Origin of the sequence: Streptomyces sp. APSN-46.1, from assembly GCF_022815725.1 — a bacterium.
GTDB lineage: Bacteria > Actinomycetota > Actinomycetes > Streptomycetales > Streptomycetaceae > Streptomyces.
This window is the reverse complement of the sequence record NZ_JALGRF010000001.1, coordinates 846,529-860,493: the sequence shown is the minus strand read 5'-3', so window position 1 is coordinate 860,493 and position 13,965 is coordinate 846,529. Positions and strand designations below refer to the sequence as shown.

Here is a 13,965-nt window from a genome sequence, read left to right as displayed (position 1 = left end):
CTCCGGATCACACTGAGCTGAGCTTCGACTGGCCGGCTCCGGGTTTCAGAACCGGCGGTGGTGGAACCGAGCCATCGGTCGTGAGGCTGATCTCGTCGAGCATGACGGGAGAGCCGCCGGCCTTGAGCTTGAGGGACTCGCCGGAGACCACGCCCGTCACCTTCTTGCAGGGCTTCGCGGGCGAGACGGTGTTGGGACAGTCCTTGACATCGGCCTGGAGAAGACTCGACTTCACGAGGACCGGACTGCCTTGGACCTTCAGCTTCCGTTCGCTGGAGGCCGTGACCTGACCGGGCATGGGCGATGGCGGCGGCTCGGGCGGTACCGGGGTCGGGTGCCCGCAGGTCACCGTGCTCGCTGTCGTCAGTACCTTCCCCATCCGAGGTCCCTCCTCAGGTGATGTCGACTTCGCGCTCGTTCACGGTGATCTTCGTCGCGCCCCCCGCCGCGGCCAGGGTGACTGATCCGCCCGCCGTGATCTTCAGATCTCCCTCGGCGCTGATGGTCAGTGAACCGTCGGCGGCGTTCAGCGTGATCGAGCTGCCCCGGCCACCGTCCTTGATGACCAGCTCTCCACCGGCCTTCGTGTCGTCGAAGGTGATGCTGTGGCCGGCCCGGCTCTTGATGACGCGGGTGCTGTTCATGCCGTCGTCGTTGGTCGCGGGGGGTGGCTGATCGGCGTTCCACAGGCCGCCGATGACGTACGGCTTGCTCAGATCTCCGTGCTCGAAGGCGACCAGCACCTGATCGCCGATCTCGGGCAGCCAGTAGAAACCCATGTCCTTCCCGGCCATCGGGCGGGCGCACGGCGCCCAGCCGCTGGTGAACCGGTCGGACAGGCCGGGGAAGGACACCTTCACGCGGCCGATCGGCGCCTTGGGCGGCACGGCCATCACTTCGTGATTGTCCTCCACCACGGCGACGACCACACCGTGGAACGGCTCGGCGCGGTTGGGGGGCGGTGCCTCCACGATCTGCTTGCGCAGCATGCCGAGCAGGCTGGAATGGCCGCGCTGGCTGATCGAGAAATCGGTCATGAAGCCGCCGTCGTCGATGCGGTGGGTCACCTTCCGAAGCCGGTAGGTGCCGCTGAAGCGCTTGCCGACGCCGCGAATCTCGATGTACTTGCCGGCGGTCAGCCCGGGGATGCCGACGCAGGAGCCGGTGCCCTCGTACATGCCCTCCAGCAGCTCCGCGAGCAGCGATTCCGCGAGGATCTTCGCGTCGAGCGGATTCTCCAGCGCGTGCCGGCGGATGCCCTTGCGCGCCATGGTCAGCAGCAGGTCGGCCGCGGAGCTGCCGAGCCGCTCGGTGAGCTGGTCCACGTCGAGGTCCGCGGCCAGGGCCAGGCCGTGGACGGTCTGGGCGAGCTCCTGGTTGTACCCGCGGACGACTTGCAGGCCGGCGGCGGCCGAAGCCGAGACGCGCGGGCTGAAGCTCGACAGGTTCCGGCCCCATTCGAGGACGTGGGCGGCTGCCTGCGGGCGCGGGAACTGGAAGTGCAGCCGGTCCCATTCGACATAGACGTCGAAGTGGTAGCGCCGGGCGCGGTCCTGGAGGAACGCCATGTCGCTCTCGACCTGGGTGATCTTCTCCTTCAGGCCCGGAGTCGGATCGACGACGGGGACGAGCCCGTTCTCCACCGCGATCCGCGCGGCCACCAGGCTGTCGTTCATGAACGTGTACTCGGTGGGTTCCGGCTGGCCGCGGCGCATGCGGTACGACTTGTCGTAGCCGGACACCTGTACGGTCGGCGGACCGCTCTGCGGGAACGACGGCTCGACGGCGGCGATCTCCCCGAGGAAGGCCGGCTTCAGGTCGTTGCCGTACCCGAGGTGGATCTCCACCGTCTTGCCCGGATCCAGCAGCGGCGAGTCGAGCAGCCTGTTGTCCGGGTTGCGCAGGACGAAACTGAAGGTGCCCGCGAGGTCCAGGCTGGTCTCGACGGTCATGCTCAGCACCTGGTCGGCCAGTTCGGCTGCCATGGTCAGTCCCGCGACGCGTATGTCGAAGCGTGGCGCGTAGGACGTGGTGGTCATCTCCGCCCGCCTCCCCGCCCCTTCGGTGGAATCACCAGGCGCGTGTCGGGTACGAGGTCCAGCGGGTCGGCGATGCGGTTGGCGTCCGCGATCTCACGCCACAGGGCGGGGTCGCCGAGGTAGATTCCCGCGAGGCCGCTGAGGGTGTCGCCCCGCACCACGACGTGGACCGACGGCGATCCCGCCATCGCGGACCGGGCCGTCTCCGTGGCCCGGTTGGCGATCCCCGAGACCGTCGGCGACGCGAAGAAGACGCCTCGGCGCACATCGATGTCCGTCGGGACGTACTCCTGGAGGCGCACGGAGAGGCTGGAGCGCACCGGGGTGCCGTTGCGGAGGAACATCGTGAAGCGCTGGCCCGCGTCGACCAGCACACAGCGGAACTGGAAGCCGCCCAGCGAGAAGAGCAGGATCGGCGGACCCTGGGTCCGCGGCTGCTTGTCCAACAGCCGCACGATCGGGCCGGTGTACGCACGGACGTCCGTACCGGCCTCGTACGTGTCGAAGAAGAGCTCCATGCTGAGGGTGCGGGCCCTGCCGCGCACGTACTGCACGGGCGGGGTGTTCAGGCCGGGGATGCCGATCTCGGCGAAGCTGTTGCCCTGGTCGAGTTTGAGCTCCTCCGGATTGAACATCACCGAGAAGCTCTCGCCCGAGGCCGTGTCGATGATCTCGGCCTTGGCCAGCGCGGCACTGACCGGCGCGGGACCGGGGACCGCGGGCAGGCGGAACGGGGTGCTCGGCACGTCAGCCTCCGCGCTCGAACTCGGTGCGCAACTGGCGCATCACGTCGTCGATCAGGTCCCGCCGCAGCGCCCCCACGTCGAGCGGTGGCGCGGCGGCCGCCGGGGCGCCGTCGCGGTCGGTCGCGGCCGCCAGGGGGCGCGCGGCGGGAGAGGCGGAGGGCGTGGCCGGGGGCGGCGTCGTCGGCGGCGGGGCGGTGAGCGGGGAGCCGGGGGAGTGTCCGGCGGCGGGCGCGGACCGGGGCGACGAGGACGGGCCCGGCGGCAGACCGGCTCCCGGGGCGAGGACACCCGGGGCCGCGGCGCGTTCGTTGGCCAGGGCTTCCGCCTCCTCGGCCCGGGCTCCGGCTCCCGTCGCCCGGTGCCAGGCCGCTCCCGGCCGCATGAGCGCCAGGACGTGCGTCGCCTCGTGGACCAGCAGCCCGAAGCCCCGCTCCTCCCGCGGCCTGAGCCGGCCGTGCCGGAAGAAGACATCACGCCCGATCGTCACGGCATCCGCCCGGTGGGCGCGCGCGAGCGCGTCGGCCGGCTCGTCGTCGTGCACCCGCATCGCGTCGGCCGCGGGCCCGACGGCCGACCGCAGCCGCGCCCTGGCCGGGGCGGGCAGGGCATCGCCCGCCGGCCCGCCCGCGGCCTCCGCCGGGGTCGGCGGGGCCGGGAGCCGCCCGGGTGCCGGATCGCCGGCCGGGCGCGCCCCCGGTGCGGCCGGGGCCGGCGGCTCGGCGCGCGGCGCACCGTACGCCCGCCGGGAGCGGCCCCCCACCACGGGCGCGACGAGTGGCACGGGACGGTCCGGATCGGACTCGATCCGGTCGAACCGGCCGGCGCACACCACCAGCCCGGCCGCATGGCCGATGAACACCCCCAGCGGCCCCGCCCACGGCAGGGGGGTGAGCAGACGCGCGGCGAGGCGCCGCCCCTGGGCGTCGAGGCGTTCACCCAGGGTCGGCAGCGGCAGGATGCCGTCCTCCGTCATGGTTCGCCATCTCCTTCCCGGGCCGCGGCGGCGGCGGTCTCGCGGATCCAGTGCAGCCGCTCGGAGTGGTCAAGGGCCAGCAACTCGGCCAATGTCCAGTGGACATGGCGTCCGAGAAAGGCCACCTCCTGGCGGACCCGTGCCACGGGGTAGCCCGTTATCCCCCCGGCCGGGGGACCTCCGCCTCGTGCTCCTGGCCGCAGTGCGGGCAGGTGATCAGGACCGTGGTGGGGGCGAGTCCGTTGATCCGGTTGTAGAGGTCCTGCAGGTGCGCCAGGTCCTGCGAGTACAGGCCCTCGATCACCCCCGGCGTGACCTCCGGCACCCCGCCCAGCTTGGTCACCACGCGGGACAGGAGGACGACGATCAGGTACGCGGGCCAGCCCTGCACCCGCGGATCCTTCAGGGGGTAGATCTCGTCCGCGGCCGTCGCCAGCCGCATCACGCCGTTGCGGTGCAGGTTCCCGGCGCCGTCCACGTACCCCTTCGGCAGCTCGAACTCGACTTCCGTGACCAGCATCGCCGTCACACCCTCGTCAGGCCCTCGTGGGCCAGGACGAGCGTGTCGACCGCCACGTCCGTGCCCTTGGCGCTGAACGACGCGCCCTCCCACTTGGCCGGCCAGGCACTGACGAAGTTCCAGCGCGCCACCTCGCTGTGGTTGCTCAGGTCGTACACGACGATCGAGCCGTTCTTCCTGACGACGTTCCCGTCCACCACCTGCTGGCGCCAGGCCCACAGCTCCCGCGAAGGAGTGATGCCCCACTTCAGGGTGATGTCGGAAAAACTCGTCTTGCCGGGCAGCTTGCGCACCGTGGTGTTGTCGCCGCCCTCCCGGTTCTCGATGATCTCCGTGGTCGACCCCAGGCCGCTGCATTCGCTGAAGCTGGCCTGGGCGATCCCGTCCAGCTCCACAAGGAAGTTGAAGCTGCGGAACGGATCGACCCGCTGGCCTGTCTGAGGCATGTCCGGTCCCTCTCTCTGCCCTCTCGGCGCTCACTACGCTTCGTTGACGCGGCCGCCGCCGGACCACAGGCCCAGCTGGATGACGATGTGCTCCGCGGGCCGGGTGGGCGCCAGGCCGATCTCGATGAACACCTGGCCCAGTTCCCTTACCGCGGAGGGGTTGAGTTCCTCGTCGATCTTCACGTAGAAGGCCTCCTCGGCCGTGCGCCCGAACAGTGCGCCGGACTGCCACACACGCGTCAGGAACTCGGTGACGGTGCGTTCGAGGGCCTTCCACAGGGCCGTGTTGTTCGGCTCGAACACGGCCCAGCGCAGGCCTCGCAGCAGGGAGTCCGAGATGTACGCCACGAGCCGGCGCACGTTGACGTACCGCCAGGCCGTCTTGCTCGACAGCGCGCGGGCACCCCACACCAGCGGCGGGCCGCCCGGGAAGGTCCGCAGCGCGTTGATGTTGAGGGTGTTCAGCGCGCCCTGTTCGGCGTCGTTGAGGTGGTGCTCCAGGTCGAGGGCTCCCCGTACGACCTCATTGGCGGGTGCCTTGTGCACGCCGCGCTGATCGTCGCTGCGGGCCATCACGCCCGCGATGTGACCCGATGGGGCGACGTGTATCCGCTCCGGGCTGTCCGCCGGTGCGCCGGGGTCGTCGATGGAGATCCACGGCCAGTACAGGGCACCGAACCCCCGCTCGGTCATCAGGCCGTCGCGCTGGGTGCGCAGCGGTCCCGTGTCCGAGGCGTCATCCGTGTTGCGGGCCCCGTCCAGGACCGCGAAACGGTCACCCATGGCCTCACAGTGGTTGATCACCTTCACCTGGTGCGCGAACTCCGTCTGCCCGGGCAGGCAGACGAGGCTGACGTCGAGGGTGTGAGTGAGCGCGTCCAACGCGGGTTCCAGCCCCGACATGTCGGCGATCGGCACGATGTAGGCCAGGGTTCCGCCGTTCTCGAAGAAGCCGCGGGCGGCGTAGGGGAGGCTCAGCGGCTTCCTGAACCCGCCGAACTCCTTCACGTACTGGGTCCAGTTCGTCACGAGGACCGGCTTGCCCGGGACCACGTCCGAACCCTCGCGCGCGACCGGGCCGATCAGCGCCGCCGTACTGGTACCCGCTCCCGCGATCGGCCCGGCGGTCTCGATTTCCTGGAGGTACACACCCGGTGCCCGGGTCTCGAAGCTGGTCATCGAAGCCTCCTGGCCTCGTCCGTGAAGCGTTGCGTCAGGGTTGCGGAAGGATGACGTTGTGGACCTGGCGGTCGGACAGGTACGTCACGCGCGTCTGCACGTCGGGCCGGCCCGGCACCCGGACGAGCAGCGTGTACACGCCGAAGTCCAGGTTCCCGAAGGAGAAGTCGCCCGAACGGCCCGCCACCGCCTCCCGTCCCGCCTCGGTCACCGTCACCCGGGCCCCGGCCACCGGCAGCGCCTCGCCGTCCCGCACGTGCAGCACCCGGCCCTGGAGCGCGGGGAGGCCGAGGGAGGCCTGCTCCAGCCGGACGTCCCGTACCGGCGGGAGTTGTTCCGGCTGCTCGGGGGAAGCGAGGCCCAGGGTCACGGTGAGCGACAGCGCCGGCCGGGGCGCCACCCCCAGCGCCGTCCAGAACTGGCCCATGCCGGCGCTGTCCTTCGGCTGGCCGACGGAGGCCGGGAGCGGGTACAGCTGGGGCGGCCGCGCCACACCGCCCCGGAGGAAGCGCTCGTCGATCACGGGGAAGCGGCTGAGCCACAGGAGCAGCTGCCCCAGCAGCCGGTGTTCCTCCTCGGTCCTGATCCCACCGGTCTTGTGCGACCAGGCGGTGGCCAGGTACGTGCAGTCCACCCGCATCGGCGGGCGGCGGCTCAGGAAACCAGCGCCCTCCACCTCCACCTGCTCGACGAGGGGCGCCTGGTTCCTGAGCGTCTTGTTCTCCTGGACGTCGTGGAGGAACAGGTTCACCGTGTCCTGGGCGGGCTTGAAGTCCTTGTCGGGCGTGACGAAGCTGACGTCGGCCGCGCGGAGCTCCTCGGGCGCCCCGCTGTCGCCCAGCATGGCCTTGAGGGTCGCGTCGAGGTCCTGGAACACGGTTCAGCCCTCCCCGCCACCGTCCGGTCCCGCTCCGGGCATGACCTGATCCAGCTTCTGGAACTCGCGCCGGGTCGCCCGTAGCAGATGCGGCATGCCGATCGCGGTGCCGTCGGAGGCCGCCAGGAACGCGGCGTGCAGCACGATGTTGCGGATGCTTCCGCCGGTCAGCTGGAAGTCCCGTGCCAGTCGGCCGAAGTCGAGGGCGGGAGCGCGCGGCGCCTCGGGCGGGAAGCACACCCGCCAGATCCGCTCGCGGTCCGCCTCGCCGGGGAGGGGGAACTCGACGATGAACTGCAGGCGCCGGGTGAAGGCCTCGTCGAGATTGCGGCGCAGGTTGGTGGTCAGGACGGCGAGGCCCTCGTACTGCTCCATGCGCTGGAGCAGGTAGGCGATCTCGATGTTCGCGTAGCGGTCGTGCGCCTCCCGCACCTCGGAGCGCTTCCCGAACAGCGCGTCGGCCTCGTCGAAGAGCAGGACCGCATCGGTGTCGGTCGCGGCGGTGAAGACGCGTTCCAGGTTCTTCTCCGTCTCACCGATGTATTTGCTGACCACGGTGGACAGGTCGATCTTGACGAGGTCGAGCCCCAGCTCGCGGGCGATGACCTCGGCCGCCATGGTCTTGCCGGTGCCCGGGGGGCCGGTGAAGAGGGCGCTGACGCCTTTGCCGCGGGAGAGCGTGTGCTCGAAGCCCCACTCGTCCATGACCTGGCGGCAGTGGGCCACGCGTTCGCAGAGTTCGGTGAGCTGGGCCGAGCAGTCGGGGGGCAGGACGATGTCGTCCCAGCCGTAGACGGTCTCGACGCGGTGCGCCAGGGTCGTCAGCCGGTGGCCGCTCTGGGCGCGCGCCGAGGCGAACAGCTCGGCCCGGGTCGGTGCGGGGGCCGGGGGGCCGGTGGGGCTGGCGGGGGCTGTGGCGCCGGTGGGGGCCGTGGGGCCGGTGGGGGCGGTGGGGCCGGTGGGGGCCGCTCTTCTGGCGGCCTCGCCGACGGCGGTCAGGGCCGCGTCCGCGATCCGGTCCGGGCCGAGCCGGAACCGGGCGGCCACGTCGCGCAGGTCGGCGGGGGCCGCGCGTACGCCCCGGGCCGCCAGCTCCCGCTCCCAGAGCGCCCGTCGTGCGGCGAAGTCGCACGGGGCGACCGCAACGGGGAGGAACCCCAGCGCGTGCCGGTCCAGCGGCGTCCACTCCCGCGCTCCCTCGACGACGACGGGGCCGTCGTGCTCGGCGAGCAGGTCGCCGAGCGCCCGTTCGCGTACGTCATGGTCATGGTCGTCCGGCTGGAGCCGGAAACCCTCGATGTCGTCGATACGGAGCAGCGCGCCCCGCAGCGATGCTTCCCGGAACGCGAGGGCCAGTACGTCCGCCGCCGCGTCGGGGTCGTCCGGCAGTCGGGAGGTGTCCAGGGTCAGGAGCGAGACCCCCAGACCGGCCGCCAGGCCGTGGGCCAGGCGGCCCCTGGCGGAGCCGGTGTGCCCTTGGGCGTACACGCGGAGCGGGCGCTGCCCGTCGGACCACGCGGTCATGCGCAGCAGGGCCTCCGCGGGCGTGTCGGGCGCGAAGGACGGGGCCGAGGGGGCCTCCAGACGGCAGCAGGCGGCGAGCCTGCGGTCCAGTCCGCTCTGGCCGAGCAGCACGTCGGTGATCTGCTCGTCCAGCACCATGAAGTGCGCGAGCAGGGGCGGCTCGACGGCCCGGGGGTCGGGGACGAGCGTCAGAAGGCGGTGCGCGGTCAGCGGCGCGTCCGGTGCGAAGACGGCGCGGGCGGCGAGCTGCCCGTCGGCGGTGCCGGAGAGCAGGTCCAAGGCCAGTCCGACCAGGGGGCGTTTGCGGCTCACGTCGTCCTGGAGATAGCCGTAGAGCCGTTCGTAACGGAGGTCCGCCTCCGGTGCCAGTGCCATCAGCGCCACGTCGAGTTCGAGATCGGACAGGGTGTAACGGTTCCGCAGCCACCGCCAGCCGACGTGATCGGCGGTGATGTGGTCCCATCCGGGCCGGGGTTCCCGGGCCGGTGGCGCCTCAAGGAGAGGGCGGCCCGGGGGCAGTTCGAGCAGCTGCCGCGCCTGGGCGGCGCTCACGTGCAAGCCCGGGAACGCATCGGCCGCCGTTTCCGCGGCGCACCTGCTCTCCATGGCGTCCACCGCCTGTGCCAGCAGGTCGTCCAGGCGGGAAAGCGCCACGAGCAGCGGGGACTCCGCCATCACAGGGCGTGGCGGAGTCAGGAGTTCGGACACGCGAGACTCCTCAGGAGTGAGAGTTCCCCGTCTGTTCCGGGGCCCGAGGAAGACTGATGCCTTCAGCGTAGGTCGCCGCATGGGGGCCTGCAATGCGGGTGGAAGCGGCACGCTCGGCGGGCGCCGCCAAGGGGCGCGGTGCCGCCAGGGGATCGGCCCCGCCCACACCGCGCGGGGGCGCGAAGGGCGGCACGCGCTCGCGTAGCCCAAGCCGTCCTCAGCGGCGACGAGTTCACCGACGGGGCAGCAACCCGCTGGGCGCACCGGGCCGAAGGGGCGGCCGTGAACAGCCACTTCGGCAGCGCGATTTCAGGCGGGGCGGTCCCCGTACGCGGACGCCGCGGGGCTGGTACGCGCCGCGGGGCCGGTACGCGGCGCGCGGTCGGGCGCGGCCGCGCGGGGCGTGCGCCCGGCTGATCGGCCCAGCGCGGCAGATCGCCCGAGTGAGCTTCCCGAGCGCCGGGTGGCCCTTTGGATGCCGTCTGGGCACATTGTCCCGTATGCCCACGACCCACATCACTGACGGCGGGGGACACCCGGCGCCCGCCCCCGGTCGCTCCCTCTGCGGCATCCTGCCGCCGTACATCCTCGAAAAGCTCGCCGAGGCGGACGATCCGCAGGTCCGCCAAGCCGCCGAGCGTACCCTCGAAGTCGACGCCGCGTTCCGCGAGCGCCGGACGGAAGTACCCAGCCTGGCCCCTCCGGTGCCGGCCGTGGAGTTCATCCTCGACCGGACGATCTGCGACACCCGGCACAGCCTCGCGCTGCCCGGCGGGGTGGTCAGGCGGGAGGGTGCCGACCCGCTGGCCGACGGCACCGTCAACCGGGCCTACGACAGCCTCGGCCTCACGTTCGACTTCTTCAAGGAGGCCTACGGCCGCCACTCGATCGACGACGCCAACCTGCCGCTGGACGCCACGGTCCACTACCGCCGCAACTACAACAACGCGTTCTGGGACGGCGAACGCATGGTCTTCGGAGACGGCGACGGTCGCGTCTTCAACGACTTCACCGTCTCGCACGACATCATCGGCCACGAGCTCACCCACGGTGTCACCGAGTACACGGCGGGCCTGGTCTACCAGGACCAGTCCGGCGCCCTCAACGAGTCGGTCTCCGATGTCTTCGGGTCCCTGGTCAAGCAGTACTCCCGACGCCAGACCGCCGAGGAAGCCGACTGGCTGATCGGTGCCGGCATCTTCACCCCGGCGATCCACGGCCAGGCCCTGCGCTCGATGAAGGCCCCGGGCACGGCCTTCAACGACCCCCTCCTCGGCGGCCAGGACCCGCAGCCGGACAACATGGCCGGCTATGTGGACGACCCGGGCGACCACGGGGGCGTCCACACCAACTCCGGCATCCCCAACCACGCCTTCTACCTGATCGCGAGCGCCATCGGCGGCTTCGCCTGGGAGCGGGCCGGGCAGATCTGGTACGACACGCTCACCTCCGGAGAGCTGTCCCCGAACGCGACCTTCAACGAGTTCGCCCGGGCGACGGTCGCCGCCACGGCGAGCCGGTACGGCAGGGGGACGGAGCACGAGGCGGTCCTGAAGGCGTGGGCGCACGTGGGCGTGAGCGCCAATGGGTGAGCAGACCTCGCCCCTCCGTCTGATCCCGTCGGCGCCGTGCGCATCCGGGTGATCAGAAGCGGCGGTCTGCTCGGCATGACGCGTCGGGCCGAGCTGGAGACATCCGGCCGGCCCGACGCGGCCGAGCTGGAACGCCTCGCCCGCGAGGTCCTGGCCGACACCCCGCCCGGTCCGGCAGCCGGTGTGCCCGACGGCTACCAGTACACCGTCACGGTGGACGACGACCGCACCGTCGAATTCTCCGAGCCGGGCCTGAGCGACGCCCAGAGCCAACTGGTCGAGCGCGTACTCGGGGAGGGCGCGTAGGGCGGCGTGTAGGAACGGCGCGTAGGAACAGCGTGCCATGTGGAACCGGCGGGGTGGCTGGATTCGGTATCCACAATTTCTTCACCTTTTGTTCATGCTGCTATCTTCCGCGAGTTGATCTTGACCCTCGCCCCGTCCGGTCGTGTCGCCGGGCGGCGCGGCGACGGCAACCCCTCGTGCAAGGAAGCCACATTGCTCCGCCACTCACTACTTCGCCCCTCCGGTCTCACCGCCCGCGCCGCGGCCGCGGGCGTGCTCGTCGCCCTCTTCTCCGCCACGCCGGCCCTCGCGGAACCGACACCGCACCTCGACGCCGTGGAGCGGTCACTGCGCCAGGTTTCCCCCGGCCTCGAAGGCCGGGTATGGGAGCGCACCGCCGGCAACGCCCTGGACGCCTCGGCCCCCGGGGGAGGCGACTGGCTGCTGCAGACCCCCGGCTGCTGGGGTGACGCCACCTGCGCCGCGCGACCGGGCAGCGAGCGCCTGCTCTCGAAGGTCACCGAGAACATCTCGCACGCGACCCGCACCGTCGACATATCGACCCTCGCGCCGTTCCCCAACGGTGCGTTCCAGGACGCCATCGTCTCCGGCCTGAAGGCCTCCGCAGCGGGCGGCAACAAGCTCAAGGTGCGCGTCCTGGTCGGCGCCGCGCCGCTCTACCACTTCAACGTGGTGCCGTCGAAGTACCGGGACGAACTCGTCGCCAAGCTCGGCGCGGACGCGCGGAACATCGACCTCAACGTCGCCTCGATGACGACGTCCAAGACCGCGTTCTCCTGGAACCACTCCAAGATCCTCGTGGTCGACGGCCAGTCGGTGGTCACCGGGGGCATCAACAGCTGGAAGGACGACTACCTGGAGACCACCCACCCGGTGGCCGACGTCGACCTCGCGCTGAAGGGACCGGCGGCCGCCTCCGCGGGCCGCTACCTGGACGAACTGTGGTCCTGGACCTGCCAGAACAAGAGCAACATCGCCAGCGTCTGGTTCGCCTCGTCCAACGGGGCGGCCTGCATGCCGTCGCTGCCGTCACTGCCGAAGGACACGGCGACGACGACGGCGCCCGCGGGTGACGTCCCGGTGATCGCCGTCGGCGGCCTCGGCGTCGGCATCATGCGCAACGACCCCGCCTCCGTCTTCAAGCCCGTGCTGCCCTCCGCGCCCGACACCAAGTGCGTCGTCGGCCTCCACGACAACACCAACGCCGACCGCGACTACGACACGGTCAACCCGGAGGAGACCGCCCTCCGGTCCCTGATCTCCAGCGCCGACAAGCACATAGAGATCTCCCAGCAGGACCTCAACGCGACCTGCCCGCCGCTGCCCCGCTACGACATCCGCGTCTACGACGCCCTCGCCGCCAAGATGGCCGCCGGAGTGAAGGTCCGCATCGTCGTCAGCGACCCCGAGAACCGGGGCGCCGTGGGCAGCGGAGGCTACTCGCAGATCAAGTCCCTCTCCGAGATCAGCGACACGCTCCGCGACCGCCTGGCCCTGGTGACCGGAGACCGGCGCTCCGCCCGTACCGCGATGTGCTCGACCCTCCAGCTGGCCACCTTCCGCAGCTCGGCCGCCCCGAAGTGGGCGGACGGCCACCCGTACGCGCAGCACCACAAGCTGATCTCCGTGGACGATTCGGCCTTCTACATCGGTTCGAAGAACCTCTACCCCGCCTGGCTCCAGGACTTCGGCTACGTGGTCGAGAGCCCGGCCGCGGCCCGGCAGCTCACCGCGCAGCTGATCGCCCCCCAGTGGCAGTACTCCCGGGCCACCGCCACGGTCGACTACGAACGCGGCACCTGCCCGGCCTGATCCGTCTCCGGCCCGGCCTGACCCGTCCGACCCGTTGCCCCGGCGCGACTGCGGCCGGGCACGCCGCCCACACGGTGGCGTGTCCGGCCGCGGTCCGCGCGGGCAGCCCCGCTCACCAGCGGCCCGGCTCGGACCCCGTCACCGGCTCCGACGGCTTGCCGTCCACGCCCAACGGGACCTCACCGGCCAGCATCACCCGGTGCATCAGCCGCGGATGGTCCAGGTGACCCGTGTCGTTCGGGGCCAGGTGAATGGTGGCCCGGTTGTCCCAGAAGGCCACGTCACCCGGCTCCCACCGGAAGCGGACGGTGTACTCGGGCCGCACGGCCTGCTCCAGCAGCATCTGCAGCAGCGGCGCGCTCTCCGCGCGCGACAGGCCCAGGATCTGTTCCACGAAGTACCCGTTGACGAACAGCAGTCGCTCGCCGGACTCCGGATGGACCCGCACCAGCGGGTGGTGCGAGGCGGTCTGACGCTCCAGCAAGTGCCGTACGTACGCGTCCTCGCCCGCCCGCGGCTGGTAGCCGACGCCCAGCCGGTGCTCGGCGCGCAGCCCGTCCACGAACGCCCGCAGCGGGGCCGACAGCCCCGCGTACGCCGCCGCCAGGTTCGACCAGCAGGTGTCGCCTCCGTACGGGGGCACGGTCTCGGCGCGCAGGATCGTCGCGGCCGGCGGGTCGACCCGGGTGCTGTGGTCGCAGTGCCAGCCCCGCAGCAGCGTGTGCCGCCGCCGGCCGAGCCATTCCTCGCGGTCCATGCCGTACCGCCCGGCCAGCTCCAGCAGGTCGGCGGTCGTCTCGATCTCCGGGAAGGCCGCCGGCGAGACGCTGCCCCGCCGGGCGGGCGTGACCGGCTCGCCGAACCGGCGGGCGAACGCCAGGTGCGCCTCGTGATCCAGGTGCTGCCCCCGGAAGAACACCACCTTCCAGCGCAGCAGCGCCGACCGGATCGCCGCCACGGCCGCGTCGTCCAGCGGTCCCGCCAGATCGACCCCGCTGATCTCCGCGCCGGTGTAGCCGGCAACCGGCCGCACCTCGACCGGGCTTCGGCTCCCTCGCTTCGGCATGCGCGCTCCCTCGCCGTTCGTGTACGCCGTCATCGCGGAATCCAGCATGACCGCCGCACGGCCACGAAGCGAGTCACCGCCGCGCCACGTCGCGCCGTGCCGCGTCGCGCCGTGCGCGCGACCGGCAAGGTGACCGGCCCCGTCCGGAAACCGCCGCGCCCTGTGGCTCGTCTCCGT

13 protein-coding genes are annotated in these 13,965 nt (G+C 71.6%); 3 read left to right on the top strand and 10 right to left on the bottom strand.

Translation table 11 applies throughout. The annotated features are described in order from the left end of the window. Positions 1–7 precede the first annotated feature (7 nt). From MTF65_RS03885 to MTF65_RS30435, 9 genes are all read right to left on the bottom strand, one after another. Positions 8–379, bottom strand: a complete 372-nt coding sequence (locus MTF65_RS03885) for a hypothetical protein (protein ID WP_243626773.1) — start codon at positions 377–379, stop codon at positions 8–10. 13 nt (positions 380–392) lie between these two features. Beyond that, a complete protein-coding gene (locus MTF65_RS03880) occupies positions 393–2,039 on the bottom strand; it encodes a phage baseplate assembly protein V (RefSeq protein ID WP_243626772.1) in 1,647 nt (548 codons plus the stop codon). Then, positions 2,036–2,785: a LysM peptidoglycan-binding domain-containing protein gene (locus MTF65_RS03875; protein WP_243626771.1), complete on the bottom strand. Its 750-nt coding sequence runs from the start codon at positions 2,783–2,785 to the stop codon at positions 2,036–2,038. Before MTF65_RS03875 ends, MTF65_RS03880 begins: the two co-directional genes overlap by 4 nt. Before the next feature lies 1 nt (position 2,786). Continuing rightward, positions 2,787–3,758 (bottom strand): DUF4157 domain-containing protein, encoded by a 972-nt coding sequence (locus MTF65_RS03870; RefSeq protein ID WP_243626770.1) that lies wholly within the window; start codon positions 3,756–3,758, stop codon positions 2,787–2,789. A 157-nt stretch (positions 3,759–3,915) separates the two neighbouring features. After that, the gene (locus MTF65_RS03865; RefSeq protein ID WP_243626769.1) at positions 3,916–4,278 is read right to left on the bottom strand and encodes a hypothetical protein; all 363 of its coding nucleotides are present in this window, start codon (positions 4,276–4,278) and stop codon (positions 3,916–3,918) included. 5 nt (positions 4,279–4,283) lie between these two features. After that, positions 4,284–4,724, bottom strand: a complete 441-nt coding sequence (locus MTF65_RS03860) for a phage tail protein (protein WP_243626768.1) — start codon at positions 4,722–4,724, stop codon at positions 4,284–4,286. A 33-nt stretch (positions 4,725–4,757) separates the two neighbouring features. Further along, a complete protein-coding gene (locus tag MTF65_RS03855) occupies positions 4,758–5,903 on the bottom strand; it encodes a phage tail sheath subtilisin-like domain-containing protein (protein WP_243626767.1) in 1,146 nt (381 codons plus the stop codon). A gap of 34 nt (positions 5,904–5,937) precedes the next feature. Next, positions 5,938–6,780: a Pvc16 family protein gene (locus tag MTF65_RS03850; RefSeq protein ID WP_243626766.1), complete on the bottom strand. Its 843-nt coding sequence runs from the start codon at positions 6,778–6,780 to the stop codon at positions 5,938–5,940. Positions 6,781–6,783: 3 nt separating this feature from the next. Then, complete coding sequence (locus MTF65_RS30435) at positions 6,784–9,012, bottom strand: ATP-binding protein (protein WP_243626765.1); 2,229 nt, start codon at positions 9,010–9,012, stop codon at positions 6,784–6,786. A 500-nt stretch (positions 9,013–9,512) separates the two neighbouring features. Between MTF65_RS30435 and MTF65_RS03840 the strand changes: the two genes are divergently transcribed. The 3 genes from MTF65_RS03840 to MTF65_RS03830 all read left to right on the top strand — a co-directional run bounded on the left by MTF65_RS03840 (position 9,513) and on the right by MTF65_RS03830 (position 12,722). Then, positions 9,513–10,604, top strand: coding sequence for a M4 family metallopeptidase (locus MTF65_RS03840; RefSeq protein ID WP_243626764.1), 1,092 nt, complete (start codon positions 9,513–9,515; stop codon positions 10,602–10,604). A gap of 36 nt (positions 10,605–10,640) precedes the next feature. Further along, a complete protein-coding gene (locus MTF65_RS03835; protein WP_243626763.1) occupies positions 10,641–10,910 on the top strand; it encodes a protealysin inhibitor emfourin in 270 nt (89 codons plus the stop codon). Between the two features lie 114 nt (positions 10,911–11,024). Beyond that, entirely contained in the window at positions 11,025–12,722 is a 1,698-nt protein-coding gene (locus MTF65_RS03830; protein ID WP_243626762.1) for a phospholipase D-like domain-containing protein, read from the top strand. Between the two features lie 112 nt (positions 12,723–12,834). Here the strand turns inward: MTF65_RS03830 and MTF65_RS03825 are convergent, their stop codons facing one another. Beyond that, the gene (locus MTF65_RS03825) at positions 12,835–13,788 is read right to left on the bottom strand and encodes a TauD/TfdA family dioxygenase (RefSeq protein ID WP_243626761.1); all 954 of its coding nucleotides are present in this window, start codon (positions 13,786–13,788) and stop codon (positions 12,835–12,837) included. Between the last annotated feature and the right edge of the window lie 177 nt (positions 13,789–13,965).

Excerpts from the sequence above, each read along its gene's own strand:
- MTF65_RS03885 (WP_243626773.1), bottom strand. The coding sequence starts at position 379 with ATGGGGAAGGTACTGACGACAGCGAGCACGGTGACCTGCGGGCACCCG.
- MTF65_RS03880 (WP_243626772.1), bottom strand. The coding sequence starts at position 2,039 with ATGACCACCACGTCCTACGCGCCACGCTTCGACATACGCGTCGCGGGA.
- MTF65_RS03870 (WP_243626770.1), bottom strand. The coding sequence starts at position 3,758 with ATGACGGAGGACGGCATCCTGCCGCTGCCGACCCTGGGTGAACGCCTC.
- MTF65_RS03865 (WP_243626769.1), bottom strand. The coding sequence starts at position 4,278 with ATGCTGGTCACGGAAGTCGAGTTCGAGCTGCCGAAGGGGTACGTGGAC.
- MTF65_RS03860 (WP_243626768.1), bottom strand. The coding sequence starts at position 4,724 with ATGCCTCAGACAGGCCAGCGGGTCGATCCGTTCCGCAGCTTCAACTTC.
- MTF65_RS03855 (WP_243626767.1), bottom strand. The coding sequence starts at position 5,903 with ATGACCAGCTTCGAGACCCGGGCACCGGGTGTGTACCTCCAGGAAATC.
- MTF65_RS03840 (WP_243626764.1), top strand. The coding sequence starts at position 9,513 with ATGCCCACGACCCACATCACTGACGGCGGGGGACACCCGGCGCCCGCC.
- MTF65_RS03825 (WP_243626761.1), bottom strand. The coding sequence starts at position 13,788 with ATGCCGAAGCGAGGGAGCCGAAGCCCGGTCGAGGTGCGGCCGGTTGCC.